Source organism: Mycobacterium sp. G7A2 (genome assembly GCF_041902445.1).
Classification (GTDB): domain Bacteria; phylum Actinomycetota; class Actinomycetes; order Mycobacteriales; family Mycobacteriaceae; genus Mycobacterium.
Genome location: NZ_CP169251.1, coordinates 3,114,529 through 3,140,207, shown reverse-complemented (window position 1 = coordinate 3,140,207; position 25,679 = coordinate 3,114,529). Strand labels below are relative to the sequence as shown.

General features: G+C 69.1%; 23 protein-coding genes. 12 read left to right on the top strand and 11 right to left on the bottom strand.

Annotated features, from left to right (window positions below):
* Nucleotides 1–5 precede the first annotated feature (5 nt).
* A complete protein-coding gene (locus tag ACEWX3_RS14990; RefSeq protein ID WP_207067083.1) occupies nt 6–401 on the bottom strand; it encodes a hypothetical protein in 396 nt (131 codons plus the stop codon).
* A 106-nt stretch (nt 402–507) separates the two neighbouring features.
* Here ACEWX3_RS14990 and ACEWX3_RS14985 point away from each other — a divergent pair, with 106 nt between their 5' ends.
* Complete coding sequence (locus ACEWX3_RS14985; RefSeq protein ID WP_374156969.1) at nt 508–1,320, top strand: nuclear transport factor 2 family protein; 813 nt, start codon at nt 508–510, stop codon at nt 1,318–1,320.
* An 83-nt stretch (nt 1,321–1,403) separates the two neighbouring features.
* Nucleotides 1,404–1,967, top strand: a complete 564-nt coding sequence (locus tag ACEWX3_RS14980; RefSeq protein WP_207067081.1) for a hypothetical protein — start codon at nt 1,404–1,406, stop codon at nt 1,965–1,967.
* Here ACEWX3_RS14980 and ACEWX3_RS14975 read toward each other — a convergent pair.
* Both ACEWX3_RS14975 and ACEWX3_RS14970 read right to left on the bottom strand, forming a co-directional pair.
* Nucleotides 1,964–2,728: an SGNH/GDSL hydrolase family protein gene (locus ACEWX3_RS14975; RefSeq protein ID WP_374156968.1), complete on the bottom strand. Its 765-nt coding sequence runs from the start codon at nt 2,726–2,728 to the stop codon at nt 1,964–1,966. The two genes, ACEWX3_RS14980 and ACEWX3_RS14975, sit on opposite strands and share 4 nt — an antisense overlap.
* 94 nt (nt 2,729–2,822) lie before the next feature.
* Nucleotides 2,823–3,665 carry a hypothetical protein gene (locus ACEWX3_RS14970; protein WP_179967512.1) on the bottom strand — a complete coding sequence of 281 codons (843 nt, stop codon included), beginning with the start codon at nt 3,663–3,665 and terminating at the stop codon, nt 2,823–2,825.
* Between the two features lie 46 nt (nt 3,666–3,711).
* On the opposite strand from ACEWX3_RS14970, the gene ACEWX3_RS14965 reads away from it, so the two are divergent.
* Entirely contained in the window at nt 3,712–4,203 is a 492-nt protein-coding gene (locus ACEWX3_RS14965; protein WP_374156967.1) for an NUDIX domain-containing protein, read from the top strand.
* Here ACEWX3_RS14965 and ACEWX3_RS14960 read toward each other — a convergent pair.
* From ACEWX3_RS14960 to malQ, 5 genes are all read right to left on the bottom strand, one after another.
* Entirely contained in the window at nt 4,124–4,618 is a 495-nt protein-coding gene (locus ACEWX3_RS14960) for a nuclear transport factor 2 family protein (RefSeq protein WP_207067078.1), read from the bottom strand. The genes ACEWX3_RS14965 and ACEWX3_RS14960 overlap by 80 nt on opposite strands.
* 2 nt (nt 4,619–4,620) lie before the next feature.
* Nucleotides 4,621–5,721 (bottom strand): PDR/VanB family oxidoreductase, encoded by a 1,101-nt coding sequence (locus tag ACEWX3_RS14955; RefSeq protein ID WP_207067077.1) that lies wholly within the window; start codon nt 5,719–5,721, stop codon nt 4,621–4,623.
* Complete coding sequence (locus tag ACEWX3_RS14950; protein WP_207067076.1) at nt 5,721–6,620, bottom strand: metal-dependent hydrolase; 900 nt, start codon at nt 6,618–6,620, stop codon at nt 5,721–5,723. The genes ACEWX3_RS14955 and ACEWX3_RS14950 overlap by 1 nt, the downstream gene beginning before the upstream one ends.
* 93 nt (nt 6,621–6,713) lie before the next feature.
* Nucleotides 6,714–7,184 carry a hypothetical protein gene (locus ACEWX3_RS14945; RefSeq protein ID WP_152517271.1) on the bottom strand — a complete coding sequence of 157 codons (471 nt, stop codon included), beginning with the start codon at nt 7,182–7,184 and terminating at the stop codon, nt 6,714–6,716.
* Between the two features lie 196 nt (nt 7,185–7,380).
* Complete coding sequence (gene malQ / locus ACEWX3_RS14940) at nt 7,381–9,636, bottom strand: 4-alpha-glucanotransferase (RefSeq protein WP_374156966.1); 2,256 nt, start codon at nt 9,634–9,636, stop codon at nt 7,381–7,383.
* A 100-nt stretch (nt 9,637–9,736) separates the two neighbouring features.
* On the opposite strand from malQ, the gene ACEWX3_RS14935 reads away from it, so the two are divergent.
* The 5 genes from ACEWX3_RS14935 (at nt 9,737) to ACEWX3_RS14915 (ending at nt 15,902) form a co-directional block, all read left to right on the top strand.
* Nucleotides 9,737–10,957: an MFS transporter gene (locus ACEWX3_RS14935; protein WP_374156965.1), complete on the top strand. Its 1,221-nt coding sequence runs from the start codon at nt 9,737–9,739 to the stop codon at nt 10,955–10,957.
* A gap of 94 nt (nt 10,958–11,051) precedes the next feature.
* The gene (locus tag ACEWX3_RS14930) at nt 11,052–12,623 is read left to right on the top strand and encodes a carboxylesterase/lipase family protein (protein WP_374156964.1); all 1,572 of its coding nucleotides are present in this window, start codon (nt 11,052–11,054) and stop codon (nt 12,621–12,623) included.
* Between the two features lie 46 nt (nt 12,624–12,669).
* The gene (locus ACEWX3_RS14925; RefSeq protein WP_374159862.1) at nt 12,670–13,557 is read left to right on the top strand and encodes a sterol desaturase family protein; all 888 of its coding nucleotides are present in this window, start codon (nt 12,670–12,672) and stop codon (nt 13,555–13,557) included.
* Nucleotides 13,558–13,567: 10 nt separating this feature from the next.
* A complete protein-coding gene (locus ACEWX3_RS14920) occupies nt 13,568–14,974 on the top strand; it encodes an NAD(P)/FAD-dependent oxidoreductase (protein ID WP_374156963.1) in 1,407 nt (468 codons plus the stop codon).
* A 172-nt stretch (nt 14,975–15,146) separates the two neighbouring features.
* The gene (locus ACEWX3_RS14915) at nt 15,147–15,902 is read left to right on the top strand and encodes a hypothetical protein (RefSeq protein ID WP_374156962.1); all 756 of its coding nucleotides are present in this window, start codon (nt 15,147–15,149) and stop codon (nt 15,900–15,902) included.
* A 24-nt stretch (nt 15,903–15,926) separates the two neighbouring features.
* Here the strand turns inward: ACEWX3_RS14915 and ACEWX3_RS14910 are convergent, their stop codons facing one another.
* Nucleotides 15,927–16,367, bottom strand: a complete 441-nt coding sequence (locus ACEWX3_RS14910; RefSeq protein WP_374156961.1) for a nitroreductase/quinone reductase family protein — start codon at nt 16,365–16,367, stop codon at nt 15,927–15,929.
* Nucleotides 16,368–16,477: 110 nt separating this feature from the next.
* Here ACEWX3_RS14910 and ACEWX3_RS14905 point away from each other — a divergent pair, with 110 nt between their 5' ends.
* The 3 genes from ACEWX3_RS14905 to ACEWX3_RS14895 are packed head-to-tail and all read left to right on the top strand — an operon-like array spanning nt 16,478 to nt 19,248.
* Complete coding sequence (locus ACEWX3_RS14905; protein WP_374156960.1) at nt 16,478–17,158, top strand: TetR/AcrR family transcriptional regulator; 681 nt, start codon at nt 16,478–16,480, stop codon at nt 17,156–17,158.
* A gap of 45 nt (nt 17,159–17,203) precedes the next feature.
* Nucleotides 17,204–17,710, top strand: a complete 507-nt coding sequence (locus tag ACEWX3_RS14900; RefSeq protein ID WP_207067069.1) for a VOC family protein — start codon at nt 17,204–17,206, stop codon at nt 17,708–17,710.
* A 2-nt stretch (nt 17,711–17,712) separates the two neighbouring features.
* On the top strand, nt 17,713–19,248 hold the full coding sequence (locus ACEWX3_RS14895; RefSeq protein ID WP_374156959.1) for an FAD-binding protein: 1,536 nt from the start codon (nt 17,713–17,715) through the stop codon (nt 19,246–19,248).
* Here ACEWX3_RS14895 and ACEWX3_RS14890 read toward each other — a convergent pair.
* Together ACEWX3_RS14890 and ACEWX3_RS14885 are read right to left on the bottom strand one after the other, a co-directional pair.
* Complete coding sequence (locus ACEWX3_RS14890; protein ID WP_207068737.1) at nt 19,245–21,158, bottom strand: ABC transporter ATP-binding protein/permease; 1,914 nt, start codon at nt 21,156–21,158, stop codon at nt 19,245–19,247. The genes ACEWX3_RS14895 and ACEWX3_RS14890 overlap by 4 nt on opposite strands.
* A gap of 52 nt (nt 21,159–21,210) precedes the next feature.
* Nucleotides 21,211–23,121, bottom strand: a complete 1,911-nt coding sequence (locus ACEWX3_RS14885) for an ABC transporter ATP-binding protein/permease (protein WP_221357653.1) — start codon at nt 23,119–23,121, stop codon at nt 21,211–21,213.
* A gap of 187 nt (nt 23,122–23,308) precedes the next feature.
* Here ACEWX3_RS14885 and secA2 point away from each other — a divergent pair, with 187 nt between their 5' ends.
* Complete coding sequence (gene secA2, locus ACEWX3_RS14880; protein ID WP_221357650.1) at nt 23,309–25,678, top strand: accessory Sec system translocase SecA2; 2,370 nt, start codon at nt 23,309–23,311, stop codon at nt 25,676–25,678.
* Nucleotide 25,679: the final 1 nt, after the last annotated feature.

Genomic DNA, 25,679 nt, shown 5'->3' with positions numbered 1-25,679 from the left:
CCCGATCAGGCATCGCCGCTGTCGGCCGCGTCGAGGACGCTGACTGCTATGCCGTAGGGCAGGAACCGCACCCGCCGCGCAGGGTCGGTGTTGTTCTTGTTCGCCCGAAGCGCGTCGAGTTCGGTGGGGTAGACCTCTTCGATGTGTGCGCCGCCGTCCTGGCCCACGGTGTAGATCGCCCACACCCCGTCGCCCGTCTCGCCGGTCGTCTCCGGCTCCGGGCGGGTGCGCGTCCCGCGGGTGAACTCGTCGAACAGCATCGACCATCCGGCGCGCTCACCCGACGTGTTGACGAACTTGCCCAGCCCGTCCAGCGCGTCGCGCAGCCCCTCGCCCGCTTCGCGGACGACGCGCTCGAAGTCTTCGGGGTCCAGCCCGAACGGACCGTTGTTGCTGCTCATCGTCGTGCCTCCTGACGGCCGCGCTCCCGCGCAGCAGATACCTCTAGTGTGCCCGCGCCGAGAGCGCGGTGTCGACTACCGCTGGTCTGAGGTGGTAGGCAACGTTATGGCCTTCACCCGAGTCGACCTGCTGTCGACGGCGCAGCGGTCGCTGGCCGCGGCCGGCGCCCACGACCGCGACGGCTGGATCGGTCTGTTCACCGCCGACGGCACGATCGAAGACCCCGTCGGGTCGCGACCACACCGGGGCACGGCGGCGATCGGCAGGTTCTACGACACCTTCATCGGCCCTCGCGCCATCACCTTCCATCCCGACGGGGACATCGTCGTGGACACCACGGTCATTCGCGACGTCGAGCTGATCATCGCGATGACGCCGACCCTGACGTTGCGGGTCCCCACGTTCATTCGGTACGACCTGCGCGGATACGAACGTGACGACGACTCCGAGCTGAAGGTGTGCGCGTTGTCGGCCTACTGGGAGCTACCGGCGATGATCACGCAGTTCGCACGCAGTGGCCTGGGCGCGGTGCCCAGTGGGATCACCTTGGGCCGCACCATGCTCACCGAGCAGGGCCTCAGCGGCTGCGCCGGCTTCCTGCGCGGCTTTCGCGGTGTCGGGAGCGGGGGGAAGGGCCGGTTCACCGATCTGCTGGACGCCGCCTGCGAGGGTGACGAGCTCGGTCTGCGACGCCGTGTCGGCGACGCGTCGATCACCCAGGGCGACAGGGCCCCGATGACCACCTCGGAGTTGCTCAAGAACCTGTCCGGAGGCAGCTGGACCAAAGCGGTGCAGTCCGGGGCCTCGGTGGCGGCCCGGGTCGAGCGGTCCGGACGACGCTGGGTGCTGATCGGCGAGACCGGACCGGATCGGGGCTCGTTCGGCCGGTTGCGCCTCTTCGGCGAGGCAGTGTCCTGAGGGCGATGTCGGCCACCATGTCGGCCACGATGTCGGCCACGTTGACGCAACCTCGTGCGTGGACGTGAGAACGTAACAGCACCATGGATCCAGCTGATTTGGTGACGTACGAGGAGTTCGGGCGCCGGTTCTTCGAGGTCGCGGTGACCGAGGAACGCGTCGGTGACGCGATCGGCGCGATCGCCGGCGACGCCTTCGAGATGGGCCCGATCGCGCAGGGACCCGGCCGGCTGGCGAAGGTGACGGCCAAAGTGCGGATCATGGCGCCCCGGGTCACCCGCGATCTCGGCGAGACCATCACGTTCTCGATCCGCATTCCACTGGAAATCGACATGGTCGTCGATCTGCGGATCGACAAACCGAAGTTCATGGTCTTCGGCGAGATCTCGTTGCGCGCCACCGCTCGCGCCGCCAAACCGCTGCTGCTGATTCTCGACGTCGAGAAGCCGCGCTCGTCCGACATCGCCATCCACGTCACGTCGAAGTCGTTGCGGGCCGAGGTCGTCCGCATCGTCGGCGGCGTGGACGCCGAGATCAAACGGTTCATCGCCGCGCACGTCGCCGGCGAGATCGACAGTCCGGAGTCCCAGCAGGCCAAGGTGATCGACGTCGCCGAACAGCTCGACGCGACATGGACGGGTATCTAGACCGGCGCCAGCACGGGCCGGCGCGGACTGCGCCCACCGCCGCTGGAGCGACCCCGGACGTGGCGCCACAGCCAAGGCATCAGCATGTTCTGGGTCCACAGCACCTGGGAGTACGCCTGGGAGCGCACTGACGGCGGGGGTGCAGACGGGTCGACGCCGGCCCAGTCGTGACTGCTGCCGGGCAACCCCAGCGCCTCGGCTGCGGCGGCCGCGAAGAGCATGTGCCCCCTGGGGGAACCGTGTACCCGATCCACGCTCCAGGTCTCGGGCTGCGCCATCGACGGCGCATCGAACAGATCGACCAGCCCGAATCCGTACCGCTGCGCCGCGGCGCGGATCTCGTCGTTGATGCGCAGCACGCGGGTGTTGAGCACCCGTCCGATCGGCAGGATTCTCGCCACGTCGGGAAACGTCGTCGTCACGACCGTGGCGCCGGAACCCGCCAACGTCCGGTGCACTTGGTCGAGCCGTGCCAGCGCGCCGTCGAAACCGGGACCGGGCCGGGTCACGTCGTTCATGCCGATACACACCGTGACGAGATCCGGGCGCATCGACAGGGCGCGGGGTAGCTGATCGACCAACACATCGCGGATCTGATTGCCGCGAATGGCCAGGTTGGCGTAGCGGAGACCGGGATTGTCGGCGCTGAGCCTCAACGCCAGACGGTCGGCGAACCCGAACAGCCCGGCGTCGTCGTCGCCGTCCCAGAGTCCCTCGGTCTGGCTGTCGCCCAGCGCGACGTAGCGGGCGAATCCGGCCACGCCGGTGACTCTAGAGCGTGAGCGCCGGTGGCGCACCCGGCGAGCCGGCACAACCAACCCGCCGGCGAGCCGGCCCAACGAACCCGCCGGCCCACTAACCCAGCCGGCCGAGCCGGCTCACCGTCAAGACGACCCCGGTGACGCTGAGCTGGTTGAGGATGTCCTCGAGGCGGGTCCGGGGCAGATCGGCACGCCATTGCGGCACCGTGCCCGACAACCGCACCACGCCCGGGGCAAACGTGATGCCGGTCAGCACAAGCCCCCGGGCCAGCTCCGGCAGCTGTATCGGATACGCCGGGGTCCGCGCGGGTAACCGCCAGCCCCTGGAGCCGACCGTCAGCCGGCTCGCCGTCAGCCACAGGGTGGAACCGTCCACCCGCGCCGCCACCTCGAGGTGACCCAGCCGGGGCCGTCGCGCCAGCCGCAACCTGGCCACGCCGTCGGGGCCGACCTCCCCGGCGAAGCGTGGTGCGGCCGAGCGGAACATCTCGTCGAGCACCGCCGCGGGCACGTCGAGCGTCAACTCCACCGGCGCGGCGACCAGCACGGGCGGGGCGCCGGGCTTCATGTGCACGTTGTGCGCCACCACGGTGGCCCGCCCGAAGGTGCTGCTCCGCCAGCGGACGTCGTCGGCGGTCAGTCGCACGTCATTGAGCTGACCCACCGACAGCCCCCGCGCGTCGAGCCGCGACTCGAATCCGGTGACCGTCATCGTCAGATCACCGTCGTCGAGACGCACTGTGAGCCGTCGCCCCAGCACCAGCCGCCGGATCGTGAGGAACAACGTCCGATATGCGGCGGCGGCGCCGCTGTTCACCGGCACCATCGCGGTGGCCGACCACAGCGAGGTGAGCATGTCGATCGGCCGGAACGGATCGAACCGGCGGACGGACCGTGTCGGCGGCCGCCGCCCCGCCGGCTCCGTGGGACGGGTCATCGTGTGCTCCATCCTCGCACGCGCCTGGTTCAGCTATGGTCCCGTCGTGCCGAAACTCAGTGCCGGGCTGCTGCTCTACCGCGGCGACGGTGATCGCCTCGAGCTGCTTCTCGGCCATCCCGGGGGTCCGTTCTGGGCGCGCAAGGACGACGGCGCCTGGTCGGTGCCCAAAGGCGAGTACGCCGAGGGGGAGGACCCGTGGACGGTCGCTCAGCGGGAGTTCAGCGAGGAGGTGGGAAAGCCGCCCCCGACCGGGCCACGCCTGGATCTCGAACCGGTTCGACAACCCGGCGGCAAGATCGTCACGGTGTTCGCCGTGCATGCCGACCTCGATCTGACCGGCACCGTCAGCAACACGTTCACCATGGAGTGGCCCCGAGGCTCAGGGCAACAGCGGGAGTTCCCCGAGATCGACCGCCTGGCATGGTTCGACCTGGCGGCGGCGCGGGTGAAGTTGCTCACGGGCCAGCGGCCGCTGGTCGACCAGTTGCAGGAGGCAGCCGGACCCGGCGGACCATCGGCGTCTCGATCGCGTTGACGGTCAGCGCGCGGCCGTGGATGCGCCAGCCCCGCGACGTCCTGAGGTATTCGTCGTCGTAGCGCAGGTGCCACACGACATCGGTCACCGTGTCGCCGCGGACGGTCCAGTGGTGGGCGATACAGGTGATCCTGCCCAGCACGTGATCGGCATCGTCGCCGGGTGCGTACACCTCACCGACGATGGCGTGCTCGGTGCGGGCCACCGCAGCCAGGCCCGACATGGCCGCCCGCACACCGGGGGCACCGTGGAGGCGGCGCACCGGGTCGAGCCGCGCGGGCGGCTCGGGGAGCCGCAATTCTGCTGTGCCGGTGAACAATTCGACGACGTCGTCGAACCTGCGGTCGTCCACCGCGGCTGCGTAGAGATGGACCAGATCGGCGATCGCCAGGCGGTCGGAAAGCGGGAGGGGCACGGCTAGAGGTCGAGCGTCAGCCCGCGTGCGCCCGCCGCCCGGGACACGCAGATCAGCATCGTGCCGGCGGCACGTTCCGGGTCGGTCAACAGCGTGTCCCGGTGGTCGACCTCGCCGGCGATCACCCCGGTGCGGCATGTGCCGCAGAACCCCTGCTGACAGGAGTACGGGGCGTTCACCCCGGCCCTGCGCAGCGCCGACAGCAGCGTCTCCTCTGCTCCGACGGCAACGACCTCTCCGGTGCCGGCGACGGTGACCTCGAAGGGCGTGCCGTCGACGACGGGCGGGGCGGCGAAACGTTCGAAGTGCAGCTCGACGTCCGCGCGGCCGACCAGTGCCCCGCGGATCGCGGTCAACATCGGTGCGGGCCCGCACGCGTACACCGCCGTGCCGGGAGGGCAGTCGCCGAGCAGTTCAGCGGCGGTGGGCAGGCCGTGCTCGTCGTCCGTGCGGATCTCGACTGCGGCCCCGAATGCGCCGACCTCGTCGAGGAACGGCAACGCGGCACGGCTGCGGCCTGTGTAGACCATCGACCAGTCGATGCCCAGCGCATCGGCCGCGCCGAGCATCGGCAGGATGGGAGTGATGCCGATGCCGCCGGCGATGAAGCGAAACGCCCGCGCGGGCGACCCGAAGCCGGGCACCGTGAGCGGAAAGGCATTACGCGGGCCGTGGGTGCGAACCGTCGCGCCTTCCGGCAGCTCATGCACCTCGAGGGACCCGCCACCGCCGTCGGGGATGCGGCGCACCGCGATCCGGTAGTGGTCGACAGCCGCCGGGCTGCCGCACAGCGAGTACTGGCGGACCAACCCGCTGGGCAGCACCACATCCAGGTGGGCGCCGGGATACCAGCGCGGCACGGCCGAGCCGTCGGCCGGGACCAGCGTCAACTCGACCACGTCCTGGTCGTGGGCGACCACTCGGCGCCGCGCCACCGTCAACGCCAGCGTGCGTGCCGTCCCGGACGGCGGCGCCAACCGGCGTCGCGACGACGCCGCCAGCAGCCCCGAGACGGCTGTGACGGCGACGCTGAGCGGGACATCGTGCCGGATTCGCCCGGAAGCGCTCGGCGGTGTCCTGCGGTAGTTGTCGAACAGCCTCATCACAGGTGCGCGGCGCGCGCCGCGGGGGAGGAGGCCAGGTACGCCACCGCCTGGGCGGTGGAGCCGAACTCCTCGGGGGAGTATCCGGGGCGGAAGTAGGACAGCGTGGCCGTGCCGAACAGGTAGCGGTAACGCGGGAGCAGGCCCAGTTTCGAGTCGCGCATCCGCATCCGGTTGAACGTCAGCCAGTTCGCGTCGACATTCGGGTCGGTGCGCATCAGATACCAGGCGGCACGCTGGAAGAACACCGCCAGCATCGTCGCGGCCGTCGTCATCGCCCGGATGCGGCTGAAGTAGCTGTCGTGGAAGTAGACCGCCACATCGTGGGCGACGCTGCGGTGCTCGACCTCCTCACTGCCGTGCCAACGGAACAGGTCGACCAGCGTGGGATCGGCCCCGTAGTCGTCCCAGGTGCAGTTCAGCGCGAAATCCCCCATGACGGCGGTGTAGTGCTCGATCGCCGCGATCAGCCACAACCGGTCGCTGAGATGGTTGAGCCGACGAGTCGGATCGGTCGTCGACGGCGGTGCCAGCGCCTCCCTGAAGAGGTGTTCGACCTGCGCGACGATCGGCGCCGGGTCCACCCCACGGGCTTCCATGAACGAGTGCAGCACCTGCTCGTGCACGTCGGCGTGGGTGGCCTCCTGCCCGACGAAACCGCGGATGTCGTCAGCCAGTTTGGGGTCCTTGACCATCGGCAACGCCTCGTTGAAGGTCTGGACGAACCAGCGCTCACCGGCCGGGAGCACCAGGTTCAGAACACTGACCACGTGCGAGGCCGCCGGATGCCCCGGAATCCAGTGCAGCGGCGCGTCTGCGACATCGAACTGGACCTTGCGGGCCTGGATCTGAACGGGGCCGGGATCGACTTCATCGCGGAAACGACGCGGACGCAACATTGCGGGCACTCCATCGGTGGTGAACTCGAGGGTCTTCCCGCCAGTCTAGAACCCGCGCGACCGGTTACCGGGACCGCGGGTCCCGGATAGCTGTCAGGGTTGGGGCGACGTGTTCGCGACGATCGGCGCGCCCATGCCGGGCGGCGGACCCGCGACCACCGGGGAGCCCGCACCGGGTGCGCCCGGGATCGGCACCATCGGGGTGGGCGTGACGGTTGTCACACCGTTGGCCCCGACGCGGGGGCCGCCCGTGGGTCCCATGGCGGCGATCTGGTCGGCCGCGGCCTGGGTGCAGTCCAACTTCAGCAGCATCCGGCCGCCGCTGGTCACCTTCTGGTGATCGACCAGGCAGGAGGACTGCGGCAACGCGCTGCCCGTCGAACCGCCGAAGTACGCCTTCACGCCCTGGCTCTTCAGGATCGCCAGCGCGCGTCCGTACTGCTCACCGACCACGTTGTAGGGGGAGGTCTCGACCGACGGCTGCGACAGCGCCACGCCGGCGCCCATCAGCGCGGCCGTGCCGGCTACGACGAGCCCGCTGCCGAGCACAGCGACTTTCCTCACGCAGTTCTCCTCGCCTCGTGGTGCGCTGCGAACATATCGCAGCCGTGCCGAATGTGAAACCGCTGCAGAAGCCGTCGGCGTTACAGCATCGAGCGTGACGCCGGTGCGCAGTTTCGCCGGGCGCTGTGCGCAACAACGACGGACTCAGCGTTTCCTGGGCGCGGTCGGCGCGGCTGCAACGGGTTGCGGATGGCCGCTATCGGCGCGGCTCGACCGAGTTGCGCATCGCCTCGCACAGCGCAGCCGCCCGGGCGTCGGTGAACACGTCTTCGAGCAGCACCTGACGTCCGTGCGGGCCACCCAGCGGAACCCGCCAGTTCGGGTACTCGTCGGTGGTGCCGGGCTGATTCTGGGTGCGCACCTCACCGACGGCGTCGGCGAGCGACAGCGCCAGCAGCCGCGACGGGGTGCGGCCCAGGTAGCGGTGCAGGGCCAACACCACCGTGTCGACGTCGGCACCGTCCCCATCGTCGAGACCGCCACCGTCGTCGAAGCCGTCACCGTCGTCGAAGCCGTCACCGTCGTTCGCGCCGTCACGGTCGGCAGCGTGGGCGCCGTCCTCGTCACGGTCGTCGCCGAGCAGACCGACCCGGCGCAACTCGGCCATCCAGGCCTGCTGCGCGGCCCGGTCACTGGCGAGCTCCTCCTCGGCCGGGCGCGTCAACAGGTCCAATTCGGCCCGTAGTCGCACGTGTACGCCGGCCAGATACCCCGCCGTCGGCGGCAGGTCGTGGGTCGTGACCGCGGACAGGCAGTACTCGCGCCACCGCTCGGCAGGCAACGGGCGTCCCTCGTCGTCCTGCTCGAACCACAGGATCGACGTGCCGAACAGTCCGCGGTCGCGCAGGTAGTCGCGCACCCAGGGTTCGACGGTGCCCAGGTCCTCGCCCACCACCACCGCACTGGCGCGGTAGGCCTCCAGCGCGACGATGCCGATCATCGCCTCGTGGTCGTAGCGCACGTAGGTGCCCTCCGTGGGCGGCGCACCCTTCGGAATCCACCACAACCGGAACAAGCCGATGATGTGGTCGATGCGCACCCCGCCCGCATGTCGAAGTACCGCGGCAACCAGCGCGCGGAACGGCTCATAGGCCGACTCGGCCAGCCGGTCGGGCCGCCATGGCGGCTGCGACCAGTCCTGACCGAGCTGATTGAACTCGTCGGGCGGGGCGCCCGCCGTCACCCCCAGCGCCAGCACGTCCTGCAGCGCCCACGCGTCGGCGCCGTCGGGATCGACGCCGACGGCGAGGTCGGCCATGATGCCCAGCGCCATCCCCGCCTGCACGGCAGAGTGCTGCGCGGCGCCGAACTGCTCGTCGACGACGAACTGCAGCCAGCGGTGGAAGTCCACCTCCGCCTCGTGCTCGATGGCGAAGCGGGCCACCGCCTCGCTGCGCGGGTGCTGCAACTCGGCAGGCCACCCGTGCCAGTCCGCGCCGTGATGTTCTGCCAAGGCGCACCAGGTGGCGAAGTCGTCGAGACTGCGGCCTTCCCGAGCCCGGAATGCGGCGTAGGCGATCTCCCGGCCGGCCGAGAACTCGACGAGGTAGACGCTCTCCAACGCCGCGCGCTTGGCCTTCCAGGCGCTGTCGCGGTCGATCTGCTCGGCGCGCGCGGCACGGGACTGCACCTGATGCCGGGCTTTGCGGATCCGACCCCGGTGGCGCAGTGAGGCGTACTCGGGAATCGCCTCCACCCGCAGATAGATCGGGTTGACGAACCGGCGCGACGTCGGAAGGTAGGGCGAGGGTTCCATGGGCGCGGTCGGGGCGGCCGCGTGCATCGGGTTGACCAGCACGAAACCGGCTCCGTGCTGGGCGGCCGACCAGACGGCCAGGTCGGTGAGATCGGTCAAATCGCCGACGCCCCAGGAGTTCTCGGAGCGGACGCTGTACAGCTGGGCGGCCAGGCCCCAAGCGCGGCCACCGCCGAGCCGGGCCGGCACATCCAGCTTGGCGGGCGTGACGATGACGGGCGTGCTGATGTCGGTGGAACCGATCTGCATGTGCAGGTGGTGGTAGCCGATCGGCACATCCGCAGGCAGTTCGAAGGTGGCCTCGCCGACCGAGCGACCGTCGAGGTCGAACGGCGGCCGGTTGTTCTCCAGCTGCCGCAGACCGGTGCGCACGCTGCCGTCCTCCAGGCGCATCCACAGCCGGACCGGATCACCGTGGGTGACGTGCACCCAGAACGGTGTCGTCACGCCGTGGCGCCCGACGATCGACGGCGGCAACGACCGCGTCCAGTACTGCCGGTCGTGATTGGCCAGGGCGGCGGCCCGGTCCTCCTCGGTGGCGGCGGGCACACCCAGCGCCTCGAGGACGGCGATCAGCGTGGTCGCGCCGGCACTGACCCGCCGGCCGGTCCAGTCCTCGTAGTCCGCCGCCACCCCGTACCGCTGGGCGAGGTCGATCAACGAGGAGGGCGGTTGCGCCGCCACTTCGGTTGCCATGCCGCCAATCTTGCCTGCAGTTGCGCATCTGAGCCCAACATCCCCGCCCAGGGACCCGGGCGGCCGCCGTCGCGCAGGGACGGCCGGTAACCTCGCGGGCATGGCGACCGAACCGCCGATCGGCGGCGAGGTGAGCCACCGCCGGGCCCGGCTGGCCGTGGCGGCCCTGTTCTTCAGCAACGGCGCGCTGTTCGCCACGCTGCTGCCGCGCTATCCCGAGATCAAATCGGATCTCGGGATGTCGAACGCCGGATTCGGTGCGGCCGTGGCGGCCTTCTCGGCCGGGGCACTACTGGCCGGCATGGCGGCGGCCGTGCTGATCCGCCGGTTCGGGTCGGCGCGGGTGGCCTTGGTGACGACCATGCTTCTGGCCGGGTTCATCGTGGCCGCCGCGATGGCACCCGCGCCGTTGATGTTCGCCGGCGCCTTGTTCGTCGCCGGGGCCAGCGACGGGGTGACCGACGTCGCCCAGAACGTCAACGGACTTCGCCTGCAACGACTTTACGGCCGCTCGATCATCAACTCGCTGCACGCGGTGTGGGCGGTGGGAGCCATCGCGGGCGGGTTGACCGGGGCCGCGGCGATCGCGCTGCACATTCCGCGCGGCGGGCATCTGGCCGGCGCGGCGACGTTGTTCTGCGGCCTGGTGATCATCGCCTATCCACACCTGCTGCCCGGCGCCGACCACGACGAACACCCGTCGGCCGGGCGGGTCGCCGACGTCCCGGTGCCTGCGGCGGTCTGGGTCACGCTGGCGGCGCTGGTCGGCATTGCCGTCGCGGGCGCCACCGTCGAAGATGCCGGCAGTTCGTGGGCGACGCTGTATCTGCGCGACAGCCTGGACGCCCCGGGCTCGGTGGCGGCGCTCGGTTATGTCGCACTGGTGGGGTCCATGTTCGTCGGGCGGATGCTCGGCGACCGGCTGGTCGATCGCTTCGGCGACCGCGCCGTGACCCGCGCCGGCGGGGTGGTGGCCGCCGCCGGGATGGGTGCCGCACTGGCGTTCCCGTCTGTGCCGGGCACCATCGCGGGTTTCGCCGCGGCGGGCCTGGGCGTCGCGACTGTGGTGCCCGCGGCGATGCGCGCGGCCGACGAGCTGCCGGGACTGCGGGCCGGAACAGGCCTGACGGTACTGACCTGGCTCATGCGCGTCGGATTTCTGGGTGCTCCGTTGATCGTCGGCGTGGTCGCCGACACGGCGAGCCTGCGGGTGGGACTGCTCAGCGTGCCGATCGCCGGCGTGGCGCTGGTGCTGCTGGCCCGGGCGTTGACCGCCAGGCGCGGCAAAACGTCCGGCTTTACACCCCTGGACACGCCGTGAACAGCCACAATGAGGAGGCGCCCGCACGCTGGTACAGTTACGTACCGCCGTGGCAGCCTCCGCGCTGCCGCACCGTCGATCGAAGGAGCTCGGGATGACTGCGGAAGCCACCACCCGCCGCCCAGCCGACGGCCGCCCGGTGGTCGACACCACCCACGGCCCGGTCCGCGGGGTCGACAACGGCATCGTCAAGACCTGGAAGGCCGTGCGCTACGCCGCCGCGCCGGTCGGCGAACTGCGGTGGCGCGCACCCCAGCCGCCGCAGAAGTGGACCGAACCGGCCGACGCGTCGCGCGTGGGCCCGGTGTGCCCCCAGCCCACCGACCCCAAGATCCCGATCGACCTCGGCGCACCCCAGGGCGACGACTTCCTGTCGCTCAATGTCTGGGCGCCGCCCGACACCCAGCCCGGCGACGGCAAGCCGGTGATGGTGTGGGTGCACGGCGGAGCCTACGTGCTCGGCTCTGCCAGTCAGCCGCTGTACCACGGCGCCGCGCTGGCCACCGGCGGCGACGTGATCGTGGTGACCGTCAACTACCGGCTCGGTGCGTTCGGCTTCCTGGAGCTGCCCACCCTGGGCGCCGACAGCGAACGCTTCGCCACCAACCTGGGCCTGCGCGACGTGCTCGCCGCCCTGGAGTGGGTGCGCGACAACATCGCCGCATTCGGCGGAGACCCGGCCAGGGTGACGCTGTTCGGTGAGTCCGCAGGCGGCGGGGTGGTCACCACGCTGCTGGGCAGCCCCGCGGCCGCCGGGCTGTTCAGCGCGGCGATCGCGCAGAGCTCGCCGGCGACGTCGTCCTATGACACCGAACGCGCCCGGCGGGTGGCCGCACGCTTCCTCGAAGTGCTCGACCTCGGAACGGGTGATCTCGACCGCCTGCACGGGTTACCTACCCAGGCTGTCGTGGAGGCGTCACGCACGGTGTTCGACGAGGTGCCGGTCAACACGCCGGGCCTTCTCGCGTTCGCCCCGATCGTGGACGGCGACGTGGTCCCGGACTACCCGGTCGCCACCGCACGGCGGGGGATGACACACCCGGTGCCGCTGATCATCGGCACCAACAAGAACGAGGCCGCGCTGTTCCGGTACATGAAGTCGCCGTTGATGCCCGTCACACCCGAACGCGTCAAGGCGATGTTCGCCCAGATCGCCTCCGAACAGCCGGACGTGCGGTTGCCCAGCACCGCCGACCTGGATGGGACCTACCGCGGCCGCGGCAAGGTCAAGGGCATGGGTCTCAGCAGCGACCTGGGCTTCCGGATGCCCTCGATCTGGTTCGCCGACGGGCACCGCGCGGTCGCGCCCGTCTACCTCTACCGGTTCGACTTCGCCACCCCGTTCCTCAAGCTGGTGCGCCTGCACGCCGCGCACGCCACCGAGCTGCCGTTCGTGTGGGGCAATCTCGGCTCCGGCCGCAAGGACCCGACATTCGCGCTGGGTGGACGCAAGACCGGGCAGCAGGTCTCCGAGAGGTTGCGTGCCCGCTGGACGAGTTTCGCGCGGCACGGGCGTCCCGACGGCCTGGGCGGGGAACCGGCCTGGCATCCCTACGACGCCGACCGCCGGGCCACCCTCGTCATCGACAAGACCGACACCGTGATCGACGACCTCGACGCCGACGTGCGCCGTGCGTGGGGCGATGACGTGCTGAGTTTCCGGTAGGAAGGCGGTTCCGCTCGTGGATCTCCTCGAAGTGCTGCCACCGCCGATGCGCGACCCGGTGTTGTTCGCGATCCCGTTCTTCCTGCTGCTGCTGATCATCGAGTGGAGCGCCGCGCGCAAGCTGGAGCATCTGGTCGACGAGACCGGCCGACCGAGTTCGGGCTCACATCAGGCCCGGGACTCGTGGGCCAGCATCTCGATGGGCCTGGTTTCGGTGTTCACCATGGGCGCCTGGAAGCTCCTGGCGCTGCTCGGGTATGCGGCGATCTACGCCTATGTGGCGCCGTGGCAGTTGTCGGCAGGGCAGTGGTACACCTGGGTGATCGCGCTCGTCGGGGTGGATCTGCTGTTCTACGCCTATCACCGCACCGCTCATCGGGTGCGGCTGATCTGGGCCACCCATCAGGCCCACCATTCCAGCCGCTACTTCAATTTCGCGACCGCGCTGCGGCAGAAGTGGAACAACAGCGGGGAGATCCTGATGTGGATTCCGTTGCCGCTGTTGGGCGTTCCACCGTGGATGGTGTTCTTCAGTTTCTCGGTGAGCCTGATCTATCAGTTCTGGATCCACACCGAGCGCATCGGCAGGATGTGGGCGCCGTTCGAGTTCGTGTTCAACACGCCGTCGCACCATCGCGTGCATCACGGCATGGATCCCGAGTACCTGGACAAGAACTACGGCGGCATCCTGATCATCTGGGACCGTCTTTTCGGCACGTTCCAGCGCGAGCTGTTCCGGCCGCACTACGGGCTGACCAAGCCGGTGGACACGTTCAACATCTGGACGCTGCAGACCCACGAGTACCGGGCGATCGCCCGTGACGTGCGCGCCGCGACCGGGTTGCGGGACCGGCTCGGTTACCTCTTCGGGCCACCGGGCTGGCAGCCCGCCCACGCGGCCCAGACGACGACGCCCGCCCACGTCAAGCCGTAATGTGCGGGTCATGAAGACGGTGTTCGACGCCGAGGTCGACGCAGCCCTGATCGACCGTTCGCTGGCCGGAACCACACTGGGGTCGGTGTGGCTGGACACCGACCGTCCGGAGCATCCCCCGGCAGCCGGTCCGACGACGTGTGACCTGCTCGTGGTCGGCGGGGGATACACTGGCCTGTGGAGCGCGCTGCACGCGGCGCGCCGCCACCCCGATCGCCGCATCGTGCTCATCGAGGCCGACCGGATCGGCTGGGCCGCCTCCGGGCGCAACGGCGGATTCGTCGACGCCAGCCTCACCCACGGCTACGAGAACGGAAAGTCCCGCTGGCCCAACGAGATCGATGCCCTCGAGCACATGGGGATGGAGAATCTCGACGGCATGCAGGCCGAGATCGCCGAACTCGGGCTGCAGGTCGACTGGCAGCGCACCGGGATGCTCACGGTGGCCACCGAACCGCACCAGATCGAGTGGCTCGACGAGGCGGCCGGGCAGGGCCGGGGTACGGCGCTCGACCAGGCTCAGGTCCGCGCCGAGGTGGACTCGCCCACCTATCTGGCGGGCCTCTTCAGCCCGGACACGTGCGCGATCGTCGACCCGGCGAAGTTGGCGCTGGAACTCGCCCGCGCCTGCGTCGAGGCCGGCGTGGACGTGCACGAACACACCACCGCGCGGCAACTCATCTCCGGCGGGGCGGCGCTGCGGGTCCACACCGACGGCCCGGTCATCACCTGCCGTCAGGTGGTGCTGGCCACCAACGTCTTTCCCAGCCTGTTGCGCCGCAACCGCTTCCACACGGTGCCGGTCTACGACTACGTGCTGGCGACCGAGCCCCTGTCGGAGGCGCAACTCGACCGCATCGGCTGGCGCAACCGGCAGGGCGTCGGCGATTCGGCCAACCAGTTCCACTACTACCGACTGACCGCGGACAACAGGATCGTGTGGGGCGGTTACGACGCGATCTACCACTTCGGTCGTCGCATCGACTCGTCGTACGAAGACCGCACCGAGAGCTACCGCCGGTTGGCCGCTCACTTCTTCATCACGTTCCCTCAGCTCGCCGACGTGACGTTCACCCACCGCTGGGCCGGACCGATCGACACCAACACCCGCTTCTGCGCGCACTGGGGTCTGGCGCGCGAAGGTCGGGTGGCCTACGTCAACGGCTTCACCGGACTCGGGGTCGCGGCCACCCGGTTCGCCGCCGACGTCTGCCTGGACCTGCTCGACGGGGCGACAACTGCGCGAACCGGGTTGGAGATGGTGCGCAAGAAGCCGTTGCCGTTTCCGCCGGAGCCGCTGGCCAGTGCCGGTATCCAGGCAACGCGCTGGTCGCTGGACCGCGCCGATCACTCAGCGGGCCGGCGCAATCTGCTGCTGCGCGCCCTCGACGCCGCCGGACTGGGCTTCGACTCCTGAGCGGCGCGCACCCCGAGCGCGGCGTGTAACGCCCCGTTATCGGGCCGCGATGAGGCAGTTATACCGTCTGCATCAAAAGAGTCTCGTTCGGGTATCAAACCTGATACCACTCGAGGGGCGGTAGCCGACACCTCACTTCACGGGGAGAGCGGAGGGGGCAGTGCCTACTCAGATGCCTGTTGGGTCGCCTGTCGAGACACCCGCGCGGACACCTTCTCCGGTGTCCCGGTGGTCACCGCGACGACTGCGACACCTGCTCCTCGCGCTGATCGCTCCGGTTCTGGCCCTGACCCTGGTCACTCCTGCGGCCGAGGCCCAACCCGGAGTCCTGGTGTATCCGGGCATGGAGATTCGGCAGGACCGGGTGCGCTGCACTCTCGGCTACGTCGACCCGCAGACCAGGGTGGCCTTCACCGCCGGCCATTGCCGCGCATCCGGGCTGGTCACCGACCAGAGCGGCCATGTCATCGGCACCCAGGGCTCGTTCCGGGACAACACTCCCGACGGCACCACGATCGACACCAACCACCAGATCACGGACTGGCTGGTGGTTCATCTGGCCAGCGACGTCGCGGTCAACAATGTGCTGCCCGGCGGCCGGGTGCTCGTCACCGATCCCGGTGTGGTGCCCGTGGCGGGGATGCCGGTCTGCCATTTCGGGGTGGTGACGGGGGAGAGCTGCGGCACCGTCCAGGCGGTCAACAACGGGTGGTTCACGATGGCCAACGGCGTGGTGAGCCAGAAGGGCGATTCCGGCGGTCCGGTCTACACGCCGACTCCGGACGGGCGCACGGTGTTGATCGGCATGTTCAACAGCACCTGGGGTAGCTTCCCCGCCGCAGTGTCCTGGCAGGTGACCAGCCAACAGGCCCGAGAGGACGTCATCTCGGCGGCTTCGGCGACGCTGCAGGCCCCGGCGATCCCCTGACACCGAACCTTTCCCGGCACGAAGTCAGTCCAGGAGTTCGAACACCGGAATCGACGGAGCGACCCGCACCAGCTCGGCCGGCCCCGAGGTCGGCGTCAGACCGCCGACATGGGTTTTGACCTGCCAATACCAGCGGCGGAGATAACGACTCAGCAGTTCGGGCTTGGCCTCGTCTTCGACCTCGACGACGGTGTGGCGCGCGGGACGTCGCGGCGGACCCAGCTCGACCTCGCCGGCGGCCCGTACGTTGCGCGCCCACTGGGTGTTCCCGCGCGGAGAGACCAGATAGGCCCGCCCGTCGGCAGTCAGCAGATTGACCACCACGGCGTGCGACCGCCCCGAGACGCGGCCTCGCACCCGCAGCGCAGTGCTGCCCTGGATGCTGATCCCCGATTCGGCGAGCCGGCGGATGGCGGCGTTGAACACCCGTGCGCCCACCCCGGGTACGTCGTAGCGCTGAGTCATCGATCGATCCTTTCCCTGACCATTAACGAGAGCATTGCTCTCGAATAAGCGTGACACGCGAACGAGGTCAAAGCAAGAGCGGTGATCTCGTTCTGTGCCAGACTGGTCCCGTGGGCAAACGTCAGGAGTCCCGCGACCGCATCGAACGTCGCATCGTCGAACTGGGCCGGGACCAGCTGATCAGCGAGGGAGCAGCGGGACTGTCGCTGCGCGCGATCGCGCGTGAGCTGGGGATGGTGTCCTCGGCGGTGTACCGGTACGTGGCCAGCCGCGATGAGTTGCTGACGCTGCTGCTCGTCGACGCCTACACCGAACTGGCCGACGCGGTCGAGCGCGCCCGGCCCGACACCGGCACGTGGCGCGAGCAACTGACCGCGATCGGCCGCGCTGCGCGCCGGTGGGCGCTGGGCCAGCCGGCGAGCTGGGCCCTGCTCTACGGCAGCCCCGTGCCCGGCTACCACGCACCGCGCGACAGGACCGTGGGTCCGGGCACCCGGGTGGTCGGCATGGTGTTCGCCGTAGTGAGTCTCGGCATCGCCGACGGAGATATTCCCGACCCCGAAGGCGTTGTGGCCCCGCAACTCTCCCGCGATCTGGCGCTGTTGCGCAGTGAGTATGACCTTCCCGCGGGCGATGTGGCGGCCACCAGGTGCCTGACCGTGTGGGCGACGCTGATCGGCGCGATCAGCCTGGAAGTCTTCGGCCAGTACGGCGCCGACACATTCTCCGATCCGGCTGCGGTCTTCGACACGCAGATGGAGCTGATGGCCGATTTTCTGGCGCAGAATTAGAACACGTTCTAGCTTGCGTGGCGCGGGAGCGATATTCTCGAACCGATGCTTGACCAGACACCTGTCCAGATCGCCTGGGTGACGAACGACCTGACCGCCACCGAGACGACGCTGAGCGCGCTGCTGGGCGTCACGAGATGGTTCCGCATGCCCGGCGTGCACTTCGGTCCGGACGGCTGCACCTATCGCGGAGAACCCGCCGACTGCTCGGCTGACATCTCGCTCAGCTACGCCGGCGACATGCAACTCGAGGTGATCGCGCCCACCTCGGGCGACAGCGTGTACAGCGAGTTCCTCGAGCGCTGCGGCCCCGGTCTGCACCACATCTGCCGGGACGTGGGCGACGCCGACGCGTTCACCGCCGCGCTCGACGAGGCCGCGCACCGGGGCGCTCCCGCGGTCATGGTCGGCACGATGCCGGGAGGTATGCGCTTCGCCTATCTGTCCGCGCCGGAGTCGGGGGTTCCCTATCTGGAGATCGCCTACCTGCCGCCGGAGATCCGCGCGTACTTCAGCCATCTGAAAGACCAAGTGAACCAGGAGCAGAATTGAGCATGCAGCACATCCCCGAGACGGTGTCCGTCGCCGACGTCGACGACTGGTCCGACGAGACCGACGTCGTCGTGCTCGGTTTCGGCATCGCCGGCGGTTGCGCGGCCGTCAGCGCCGCCGCAGCCGGCGCGCGAGTTCTGGTCTTGGAGAAGGGCGCCGACGCCGGCGGCACCACATCGATGGCCGGCGGCCACTTCTATCTCGGCGGCGGCACCGCCGTGCAGCGCGCCACGGGCCACGACGACACGCCCGACGAGATGTACAAGTACCTGGTCACCCAGTCCCGGGAACCCGAGCACGACAAGATCCGGGCGTACTGCGACGGCAGCGTCGAACACTTCGACTGGCTCGAAGGTCTCGGGTTCCAGTTCGAACGCAGCTACTACCCGGGCAAGGTCGTCGTCCCGCCCGGTACCGAGGGGCTGTCCTACACCGGGAACGAGAAGGTGTGGCCGTTCTGCGAGCAGGCCGAGCCCGCTCCCCGCGGGCATTCGGTTCCGGTGCCGGGTGAACTCGGCGGCGCCGCCATGGTCATCGACCTGCTGCTCAAGCGCGCCGAGTCGCTCGGTGTCACGATGCGCTACGAGACCGGTGCCACCGCACTCGTCGTCGACGGCAACGGCGCCATCGTGGGCGTGCGCTGGAAGCACTTCGGCGAAAGCGGTTATGTCAAGGCCGATTCCGTGGTGATCGCCGCGGGCGGCTTCGCGATGAACGCGGACATGGTCGCCGAGTACACGCCCGCGCTGGGCCAGGAGCGCAAGACCAAACACCACGGGATGGTCGCGCCCTACATTCTGGGTAACCCGAACGACGACGGGCTGGGCATCAAACTGGGCGTCTCGGCCGGGGGCGTGGCAACGAACATGGACCAGTTGTTCATCACCGCGGCCGCCTATCCGCCCGAGATCCTGCTGACCGGCGTCATCGTCAACTCCGAGGGCAAGCGGTTCGTCGCCGAGGATTCCTACCACTCGCGCACCTCGGCGTTCGTCCTCGAACAACCCGACCAGACCGCGTATCTGATCGTCGACGAGGCACACATGCAGATGCCGGAGATGCCGTTGATCAAGTTCATCGACGGCTGGGAGACGGTGGCCGAGATGGCAGAGGCTCTGGGCATCCCGGAGGACAACCTCGCCGCGACGCTCGAGCGCTACAACACCCATGCCGCGGCCGGCGAGGACCCCGATTTCCACAAGCAGCCGGAGTATCTCGCGGCGCAGGACCACGGGCCGTGGGCGGCGTTCGATCTGTCGCTCGGGCGGGCGATGTACTCCGGGTTCACGATGGGCGGCCTCAAGGTCTCGGTCGATGGTGAGGTGCTGCGCGAAGACGGCAGCGCGGTGCGCGGGCTGTACGCGGCGGGCGCCTGCGCGTCGAACATCGCCCAGGACGGCAAGGGCTATGCGAGTGGAACGCAGCTGGGCGAAGGCTCGTTCTTCGGTCGGAGGGCGGGAGAGCACGCAGCGCGGCGGGCGGGAGAGTCGGCCACCGAGGCCGCCGAAGCACAGCCCGCGCAAGCAGCCAGAGACTAGGTGCGGACCGGCTCTTCACCGACGTCGCCCAGATGCCAGCGGCCGTCACCGAGCAGCTGCAGCTCCTGGCTGTGGTGCTGCTCGACGGTGCTGCGGTGGCTGACGCTGACGAGGATGGTGTCCGGCAGCCGGTCCCGCACCAGCTGGTAGAGCATCAACTCCAGACCCTCGTCCAGCGCTGAGGTCGACTCGTCGAGGAACACCGCTTCGGGCCGGGTGAGCAGGATGCGCGCGAACGCCACGCGCTGCTGCTCGCCGGGAGAGAGCACCTTGGCCCAGTCCTGCACCTCGTCCAGCCGATCGACCAGATGGGGCAGCGCGACGGTGGTCAGCACGTCACGCAGCTGCGTGTCGGTGATGTCGTCGGTGCTGTTCGGATAGGCGACGACAGTGCGGAGATCACCGAGCGGCACGTAGGGCAGCTGCGACAGGAACATCGTGGCGCCCTCGCCGCCGGGCCGCCGCAGCGTCCCGGAGCAGAATGGCCACAGCTGGGCCAGGCTGCGCAGCAGCGTGGTCTTGCCGCTGCCCGAGGGTCCGGTGATCACCAGGCTGTCGCCCGGGTGCAGGGTGACGTCGAGCGGTTCGACCAGCTCCCGCCCGTCGGGTGTGCGCACCGAGACCCCCTTCATCTCGACGCGGCCGCCGTCGCAGTCCTCGCAACCCAGCGACGGCAGTTCGCGGCCTTCCTCGTTGGCGACGACGAGGCCGTGCAGGCGGATGATGGCCGCGCGGTAGCCCGCAAAGTTGTCGTAGGCGTTGCGGAAGAACGACAGCCCGGACAGGATCTCCCGGAACGCGCTCGCGGTCTGCGACAGCTGCCCCAAGGTGATCTCTCCGCTGTAGAAGCGGGGGAACTGCACGATGTAGGGGATGAGCTCCTGGGCCTGGGTGATGCCGAGGTTCCAGCCGAGGAATTTGGCCATCCGGTTGACGTAGCGCTTGTAGTTGTCGACGATCGGCGCGAAGCGGCGGCGTAGCCCGGTGCGTTCGGCGAGCTCGCCACGGTAGAAGGCCACCGCCTCGGCGGCGTCCCGCAGCCGCACCAGGGCATACCGGAACGCGGCGTTGAACTTCTCGTTGAGGAACGCCAGCGTGATGATCGGCCGGCCGATCCAGAACGCCACCACGGTGGCGAACACGATGTAGACGATGCCGATCACGAACATCGCGCGCGGCAACTCGACGCCGACCAGCGGCAAGGTCACCGGACCCGAGAGGTTCCACAGGATCGTGGTGAACGAGATCATCGCCGCGATCGAGGAGACCGCACCGAACAGCAGCGTGGATTGTGACGTGTTGTTCGGGGTGTTGGGCAGGGATCCGACGCCGGTGGTGAAGATGTCGATGTCCATCTGGATGCGCTGATCCGGGTTGTCGATGGTGTCGTCGATGAACCGGGCGCGGTAGTAGGCCTTGCCGTCGAGCCAGTCGCCGGTCAGCTGGTCGGTCAGCCAGGTCCGCCATCGCAGCATGAACCGCTGGGTGGCGATCAGGTCCAGCATGATGAGCGCGACGTTGAGCACGGCGAGCACGGCGAACACCGTCATCGAGAGCCAGAATCCGTCGGCGCCGGATTCCCGGACCGCCTCGTTGTCGGAGCCCAGGCCCGCGGCGATGACCTGGAAGCTGGTCATCATGTCGTTGCCTTGGAAGCTGAACAGCACCGAGAGCCGCACGCTGGTGATGACCATCAGCAGAAGTCCGGCCAGCCACAGCCAGACCACGACACTGTCCGGGCCGGTGAAGTAGCCCCGGGTGATCCGCCAGAACTGCCGACCCCAGGTGGTGAAACGGACGATCAGTACCAGGATGACGAGGGTGGCGACCGCGGCGATCGCCCACCCCTTGGCGATCCACAGAAGCGAGGTCCACAGCTCGCTGCCCCAGTCCAGTGTCGGGGTGAACATTTCCACCCGGGCAAAGTACCGTGACAATCTGTATTCGTCGTGACGGAGCCGATCACGGCGATGCAGCGAGTCGCGTCAGCCGCCATTCCCCGTCGCCGAGCAGCTCCAGCCGCCGTTCGTGAAAGCCGTGCACGGTCGCGCGATGGCTGACGGTGACGACGGCCGCGTCGGGCAGTGCAGCGCGCAGGCGCTCGTAGAGAACCGACTCCAGCTTCTCGTCCATCGCCGAGGTCGACTCGTCGAGGAAGACGGCTTTCGGCTTGGCCAGCAGGACGCGGGCGAAGGCGATGCGCTGCTGCTCGCCGACCGAGAGCATCGTGGCCCACTCGGCGACTTCGTTGAGTCGCAGCACCAGCGCAGGCAGGTCGACGTCGATGAGGGCCCGCTGGATCGCGCGGTCGTCGTCGTCGCCCTGGCGGGGGTAGGTCACGACCGAGCGCAGATCGCCCAACGGCAGATACGGCAGCTGGGGCACGAACATGACCGCGTCGCTGCCCGCCGGCAGCGCCACCCGCCCGGACGCGTACGGCCACAAGCCGGCCAGGCTCTGCAGCAGCACCGATTTGCCGATCCCGGACGGCCCGCAGATGACCAGGCCCTCGCCGGGCGCCACCTGCAGATCCAGGCCGTGCAGCAGCACCGTGCCGTCGGGCCGGCGCACGTCGACGCCGTCGACCGCGATGGCATCGTCGGCGGATTCCAGGCTCTCGACGCCGCGGAACGTCGCCGCGAGGACGTTCTGGTCGACCAACCCGTCGAGCCGGATGATGGCCGCCCGATAGCTGGCGAACTGGTCGTAGGCGTTGCGGAAGAACGACAGCGAGTCGTGGATCGCGGCGAACGCGTTGGACGACTGCCACACATCGCCGAATGTCAGCCGCCCGGCGAACAACCCCTGCGCCTGCACCAACCACGGCAGCGGGTTGATCGCCTGGCTCATCGAGACGTTCCAGCCGAAGAACAGCATCATGCGGTTCAGCCAGTGCCGATAGTTGTCCATGACGGCGTCCAGGCGACCCTTCGACAGCGCGCCTTCGGCACGCTCGCCGCGGTAGAGACCGATCGCGGCGGCCGCCTCCCGCACCCGGACCAGGCCGTAGCGGAAGCTGGCGTTGCGCAGTTCGTTGACGAAGCTCAGCCGGATCAGCGGCCGCCCGATGACGAAGGCGACGATGGTCGCGACGGTGACGTAGACCAACACGATCCAGAACAGCGCACGTGGCAGTGTGAGGCCGCCGATCGTCAGGGACTCCGACAGCCGCCACAGGATCTGGCCGAACGAGAGCACCGACAGCACCGCCTCCACCGCGCCGAAGAGCAGCGTGTGCCCCGAGTGGTACATCGGGTTGTTGGTGAATCCGCCGACGCCGGTGGTGAAGATGTCGACGTCCTGCTGGATCCGTTGTTCGGGGTTGTCGATCTGGCGGCCGGCGAACTGCGACCGGTAGTAGGCGCGATCATGCAGCCAGCCGTCGATGAACCGGCGGCTCAGCCACACGCGCCAGCGCATGATGAACCGCTGCGTGACGTACAGGTCGGCCAGCAGCCTCACGATGTAGCAGCCGGCGAGCACCGCGAACACCACCATCGTGGCCCAGAAGCCGGCGATACCGCTGTCGCGGCCCGCCCCGGAGGCACCCCCCTGAAACGCCACCTGCAGCGCCGTGAAGAGGTCGTTGACGTAGTAGGTCAGCAGCACGTTGATCCGCACCGAGATCACCGTCGACAGCAGCAGAAATCCGAACAGCAACCAGACCGGGACACTGCTGCGGCCGGTGAAGTAGTCGCCACTGACCCGCCAGAACTGCCGCCCCCACACCGTGAAACGGGCCAGCGCGGCCAGCACCAGCAGCAGGCAGATCAGGGTCAGCACGAAGGTCGTGGCGACCCACTGCGCCGAGTGCAGCCACTCCCGGCTCCAGTCGAGGGTGGGCTCGAACGTCCCGGCGTTCTCGCCGTCCACAGCCGTGCCACCTCCCCTCCACCGCGGTCTCGCCTGCGGCGAAGCTACCCCAGCCGACGCTGGACGGCGGGCAGGAAGTCGACGAACGTGCGGGGCGGCGTGAGCGTGCGCAGAATCAGGCCGGCGCCGGCGTGTCGGGGGAGACACGCACGCTCGGCGCCGGAGAGCAGACGCGTACCGTGATCGTGTGGCTCGCACCTCATCGAAGTCGGAATCCAAACCGGCCCAGAAATCAGCTCAGAAGGCGCAGGGACGATTGTCCGGCCGATTCTGGAAGATGCTCGGCGCCAGCACCGAAAAGGACCATGACCGGTCCATGGACAAGGTGCGCGCCGCCGAGGAGTTCGCCGACAAGGCCGCCGAGCTCGACGACGAGCAGATGCGCAAAGCGACCTCGCTGCTGCAGCTCGAGGACCTGGCCGACGCGCAGGACATCCCGCAGTTCCTCGCGATTGCCCGCGAGGCCGCCGAGCGCGCCACCGGCCTGCGCCCGTTCGATGTCCAGCTGCTCGGCGCGCTGAGGATGCTCGCCGGTGACGTCGTCGAGATGGCCACCGGTGAAGGCAAGACGTTGTCGGGGGCCATCGCGGCCGCGGGCTACGCGCTGTCCGGTCGCAACGTGCACGTCATCACGATCAACGACTACCTGGCCCGCCGCGACGCCGAGTGGATGGCTCCGCTGATCGAGGCGCTGGGCCTGACGGTCGGCTGGATCACCGCGGAGTCGACCGCACAGGAGCGCCGCAGCGCCTACCAACGCGACATCACCTACGCCTCGGTCAACGAGGTCGGCTTCGATGTGCTGCGTGACCAACTGGTCACCGACGTGGCCGATCTGGTGTCGCCGAACCCCGACGTCGCGCTCATCGACGAAGCGGACTCCGTGCTCGTCGACGAGGCCCTGGTCCCATTGGTGCTGGCCGGTACCAGCCACCGCGAGACACCGCGGGTCGAGCTCATCCGCATGGTCGGTGACCTCGAGGAGGGCCGCGACTTCGCCACCGATGCCGACAGCCGCAACGTGCACCTGACCGATGTCGGCGCGCGCAAGCTGGAAGCCGCGCTGGGCGGTATCGACCTGTACTCCGAGGAGCACGTGGGGACGACGCTGACCGAGATCAACGTCGCCCTGCACGCCCACGTGCTGCTGCAGCGCGACGTGCACTACATCGTCCGAGACGATGCGGTTCACCTGATCAACGCCTCGCGCGGTCGCATCGCGACGCTGCAGCGCTGGCCGGACGGGTTGCAGGCCGCGGTGGAGGCCAAGGAGGGGATCGAGACCACCGAGACCGGTGAAGTGCTCGACACCATCACCGTGCAGGCGCTGATCAACCGGTACCCGCGGGTGTGCGGCATGACCGGTACCGCGCTGGCCGCCGGCGAACAGCTGCGCCAGTTCTACAAGCTCGGGGTGTCGCCGATCCCGCCGAACAAGCCCAACATCCGCGAGGACGAACCCGACCGGGTGTATGTCTCGATCGCCGCGAAGACCGCCGCCTTGATCGAACACATCGCCGAGGTGCACGAGACCCGCCAGCCGGTGCTGGTCGGTACGCGTGACGTCGCCGAGTCCGAGGAACTGCACGAGCGCCTGGTGAAGGCCGGCATCCCGGCGGTCGTGCTCAACGCCAAGAACGACGCCGAAGAGGCGGCCGTCATCGCCGAAGCCGGCGCGCTGGGCGCGGTCACGGTGTCGACGCAGATGGCCGGCCGCGGCACCGACATCCGTCTGGGTGGGTCTGCCGAGCAGGACCACGACCGGGTCGCCGAACTGGGCGGCCTGCACGTGATCGGCACCGGACGTCACCACACCGAACGGCTCGACAACCAGCTGCGCGGTCGCGCCGGGCGCCAGGGCGACCCCGGTTCGACGGTGTTCTTCTCCAGCTGGGAGGACGACGTCGTGGTCTCCCACCTGGAACCCAACAAGTTGCCGCTGGACTGCGACGAGGACGGTCGCGTCGTGCACCCGAAGGCGGCCAGCCTGCTCGAACACGCCCAGCGCATCGCCGAGGGCAGGCTGCTCGACGTGCACGCCAACACTTGGCGCTACAACCAGCTGATCGCCCAGCAGCGCGCGATCCTGGTCGAGCGCCGGGACACCTTGCTGCGCACCACGACCGCCCGTGACGAGCTGGCCGAGCTGTCGCCCGAGCGCTACGCCGAACTGTGCGAACAGCTCGGCACCGACGCCGAGGAGAAGCTGGCCACCATCTGCCGGCTGATCATGCTCTACCACCTGGACCGCGGCTGGGCCGACCATCTGGACTTCCTCGCCGACATCCGCGAGAGCATCCACCTGCGCGCGCTCGGCCGGCAGAACCCGCTCGACGAATTCCACCGGCTGGCCGTCGACGCGTTCGCCTCGTTGGCCGCCGACGCGATCGAGGCGGCTCAGCAGACGTTCGACACGGCGCCCTCGATCGAGGACGAGCCCGGCGTGGACCTGTCGAAGCTGGCCCGGCCGACCTCGACGTGGACGTACATGGTGCACGACAATCCGCTCTCCGACGAGTCGATGTCCGCGCTGAGCCTGCCCGGGGTGTTCCGCTAGG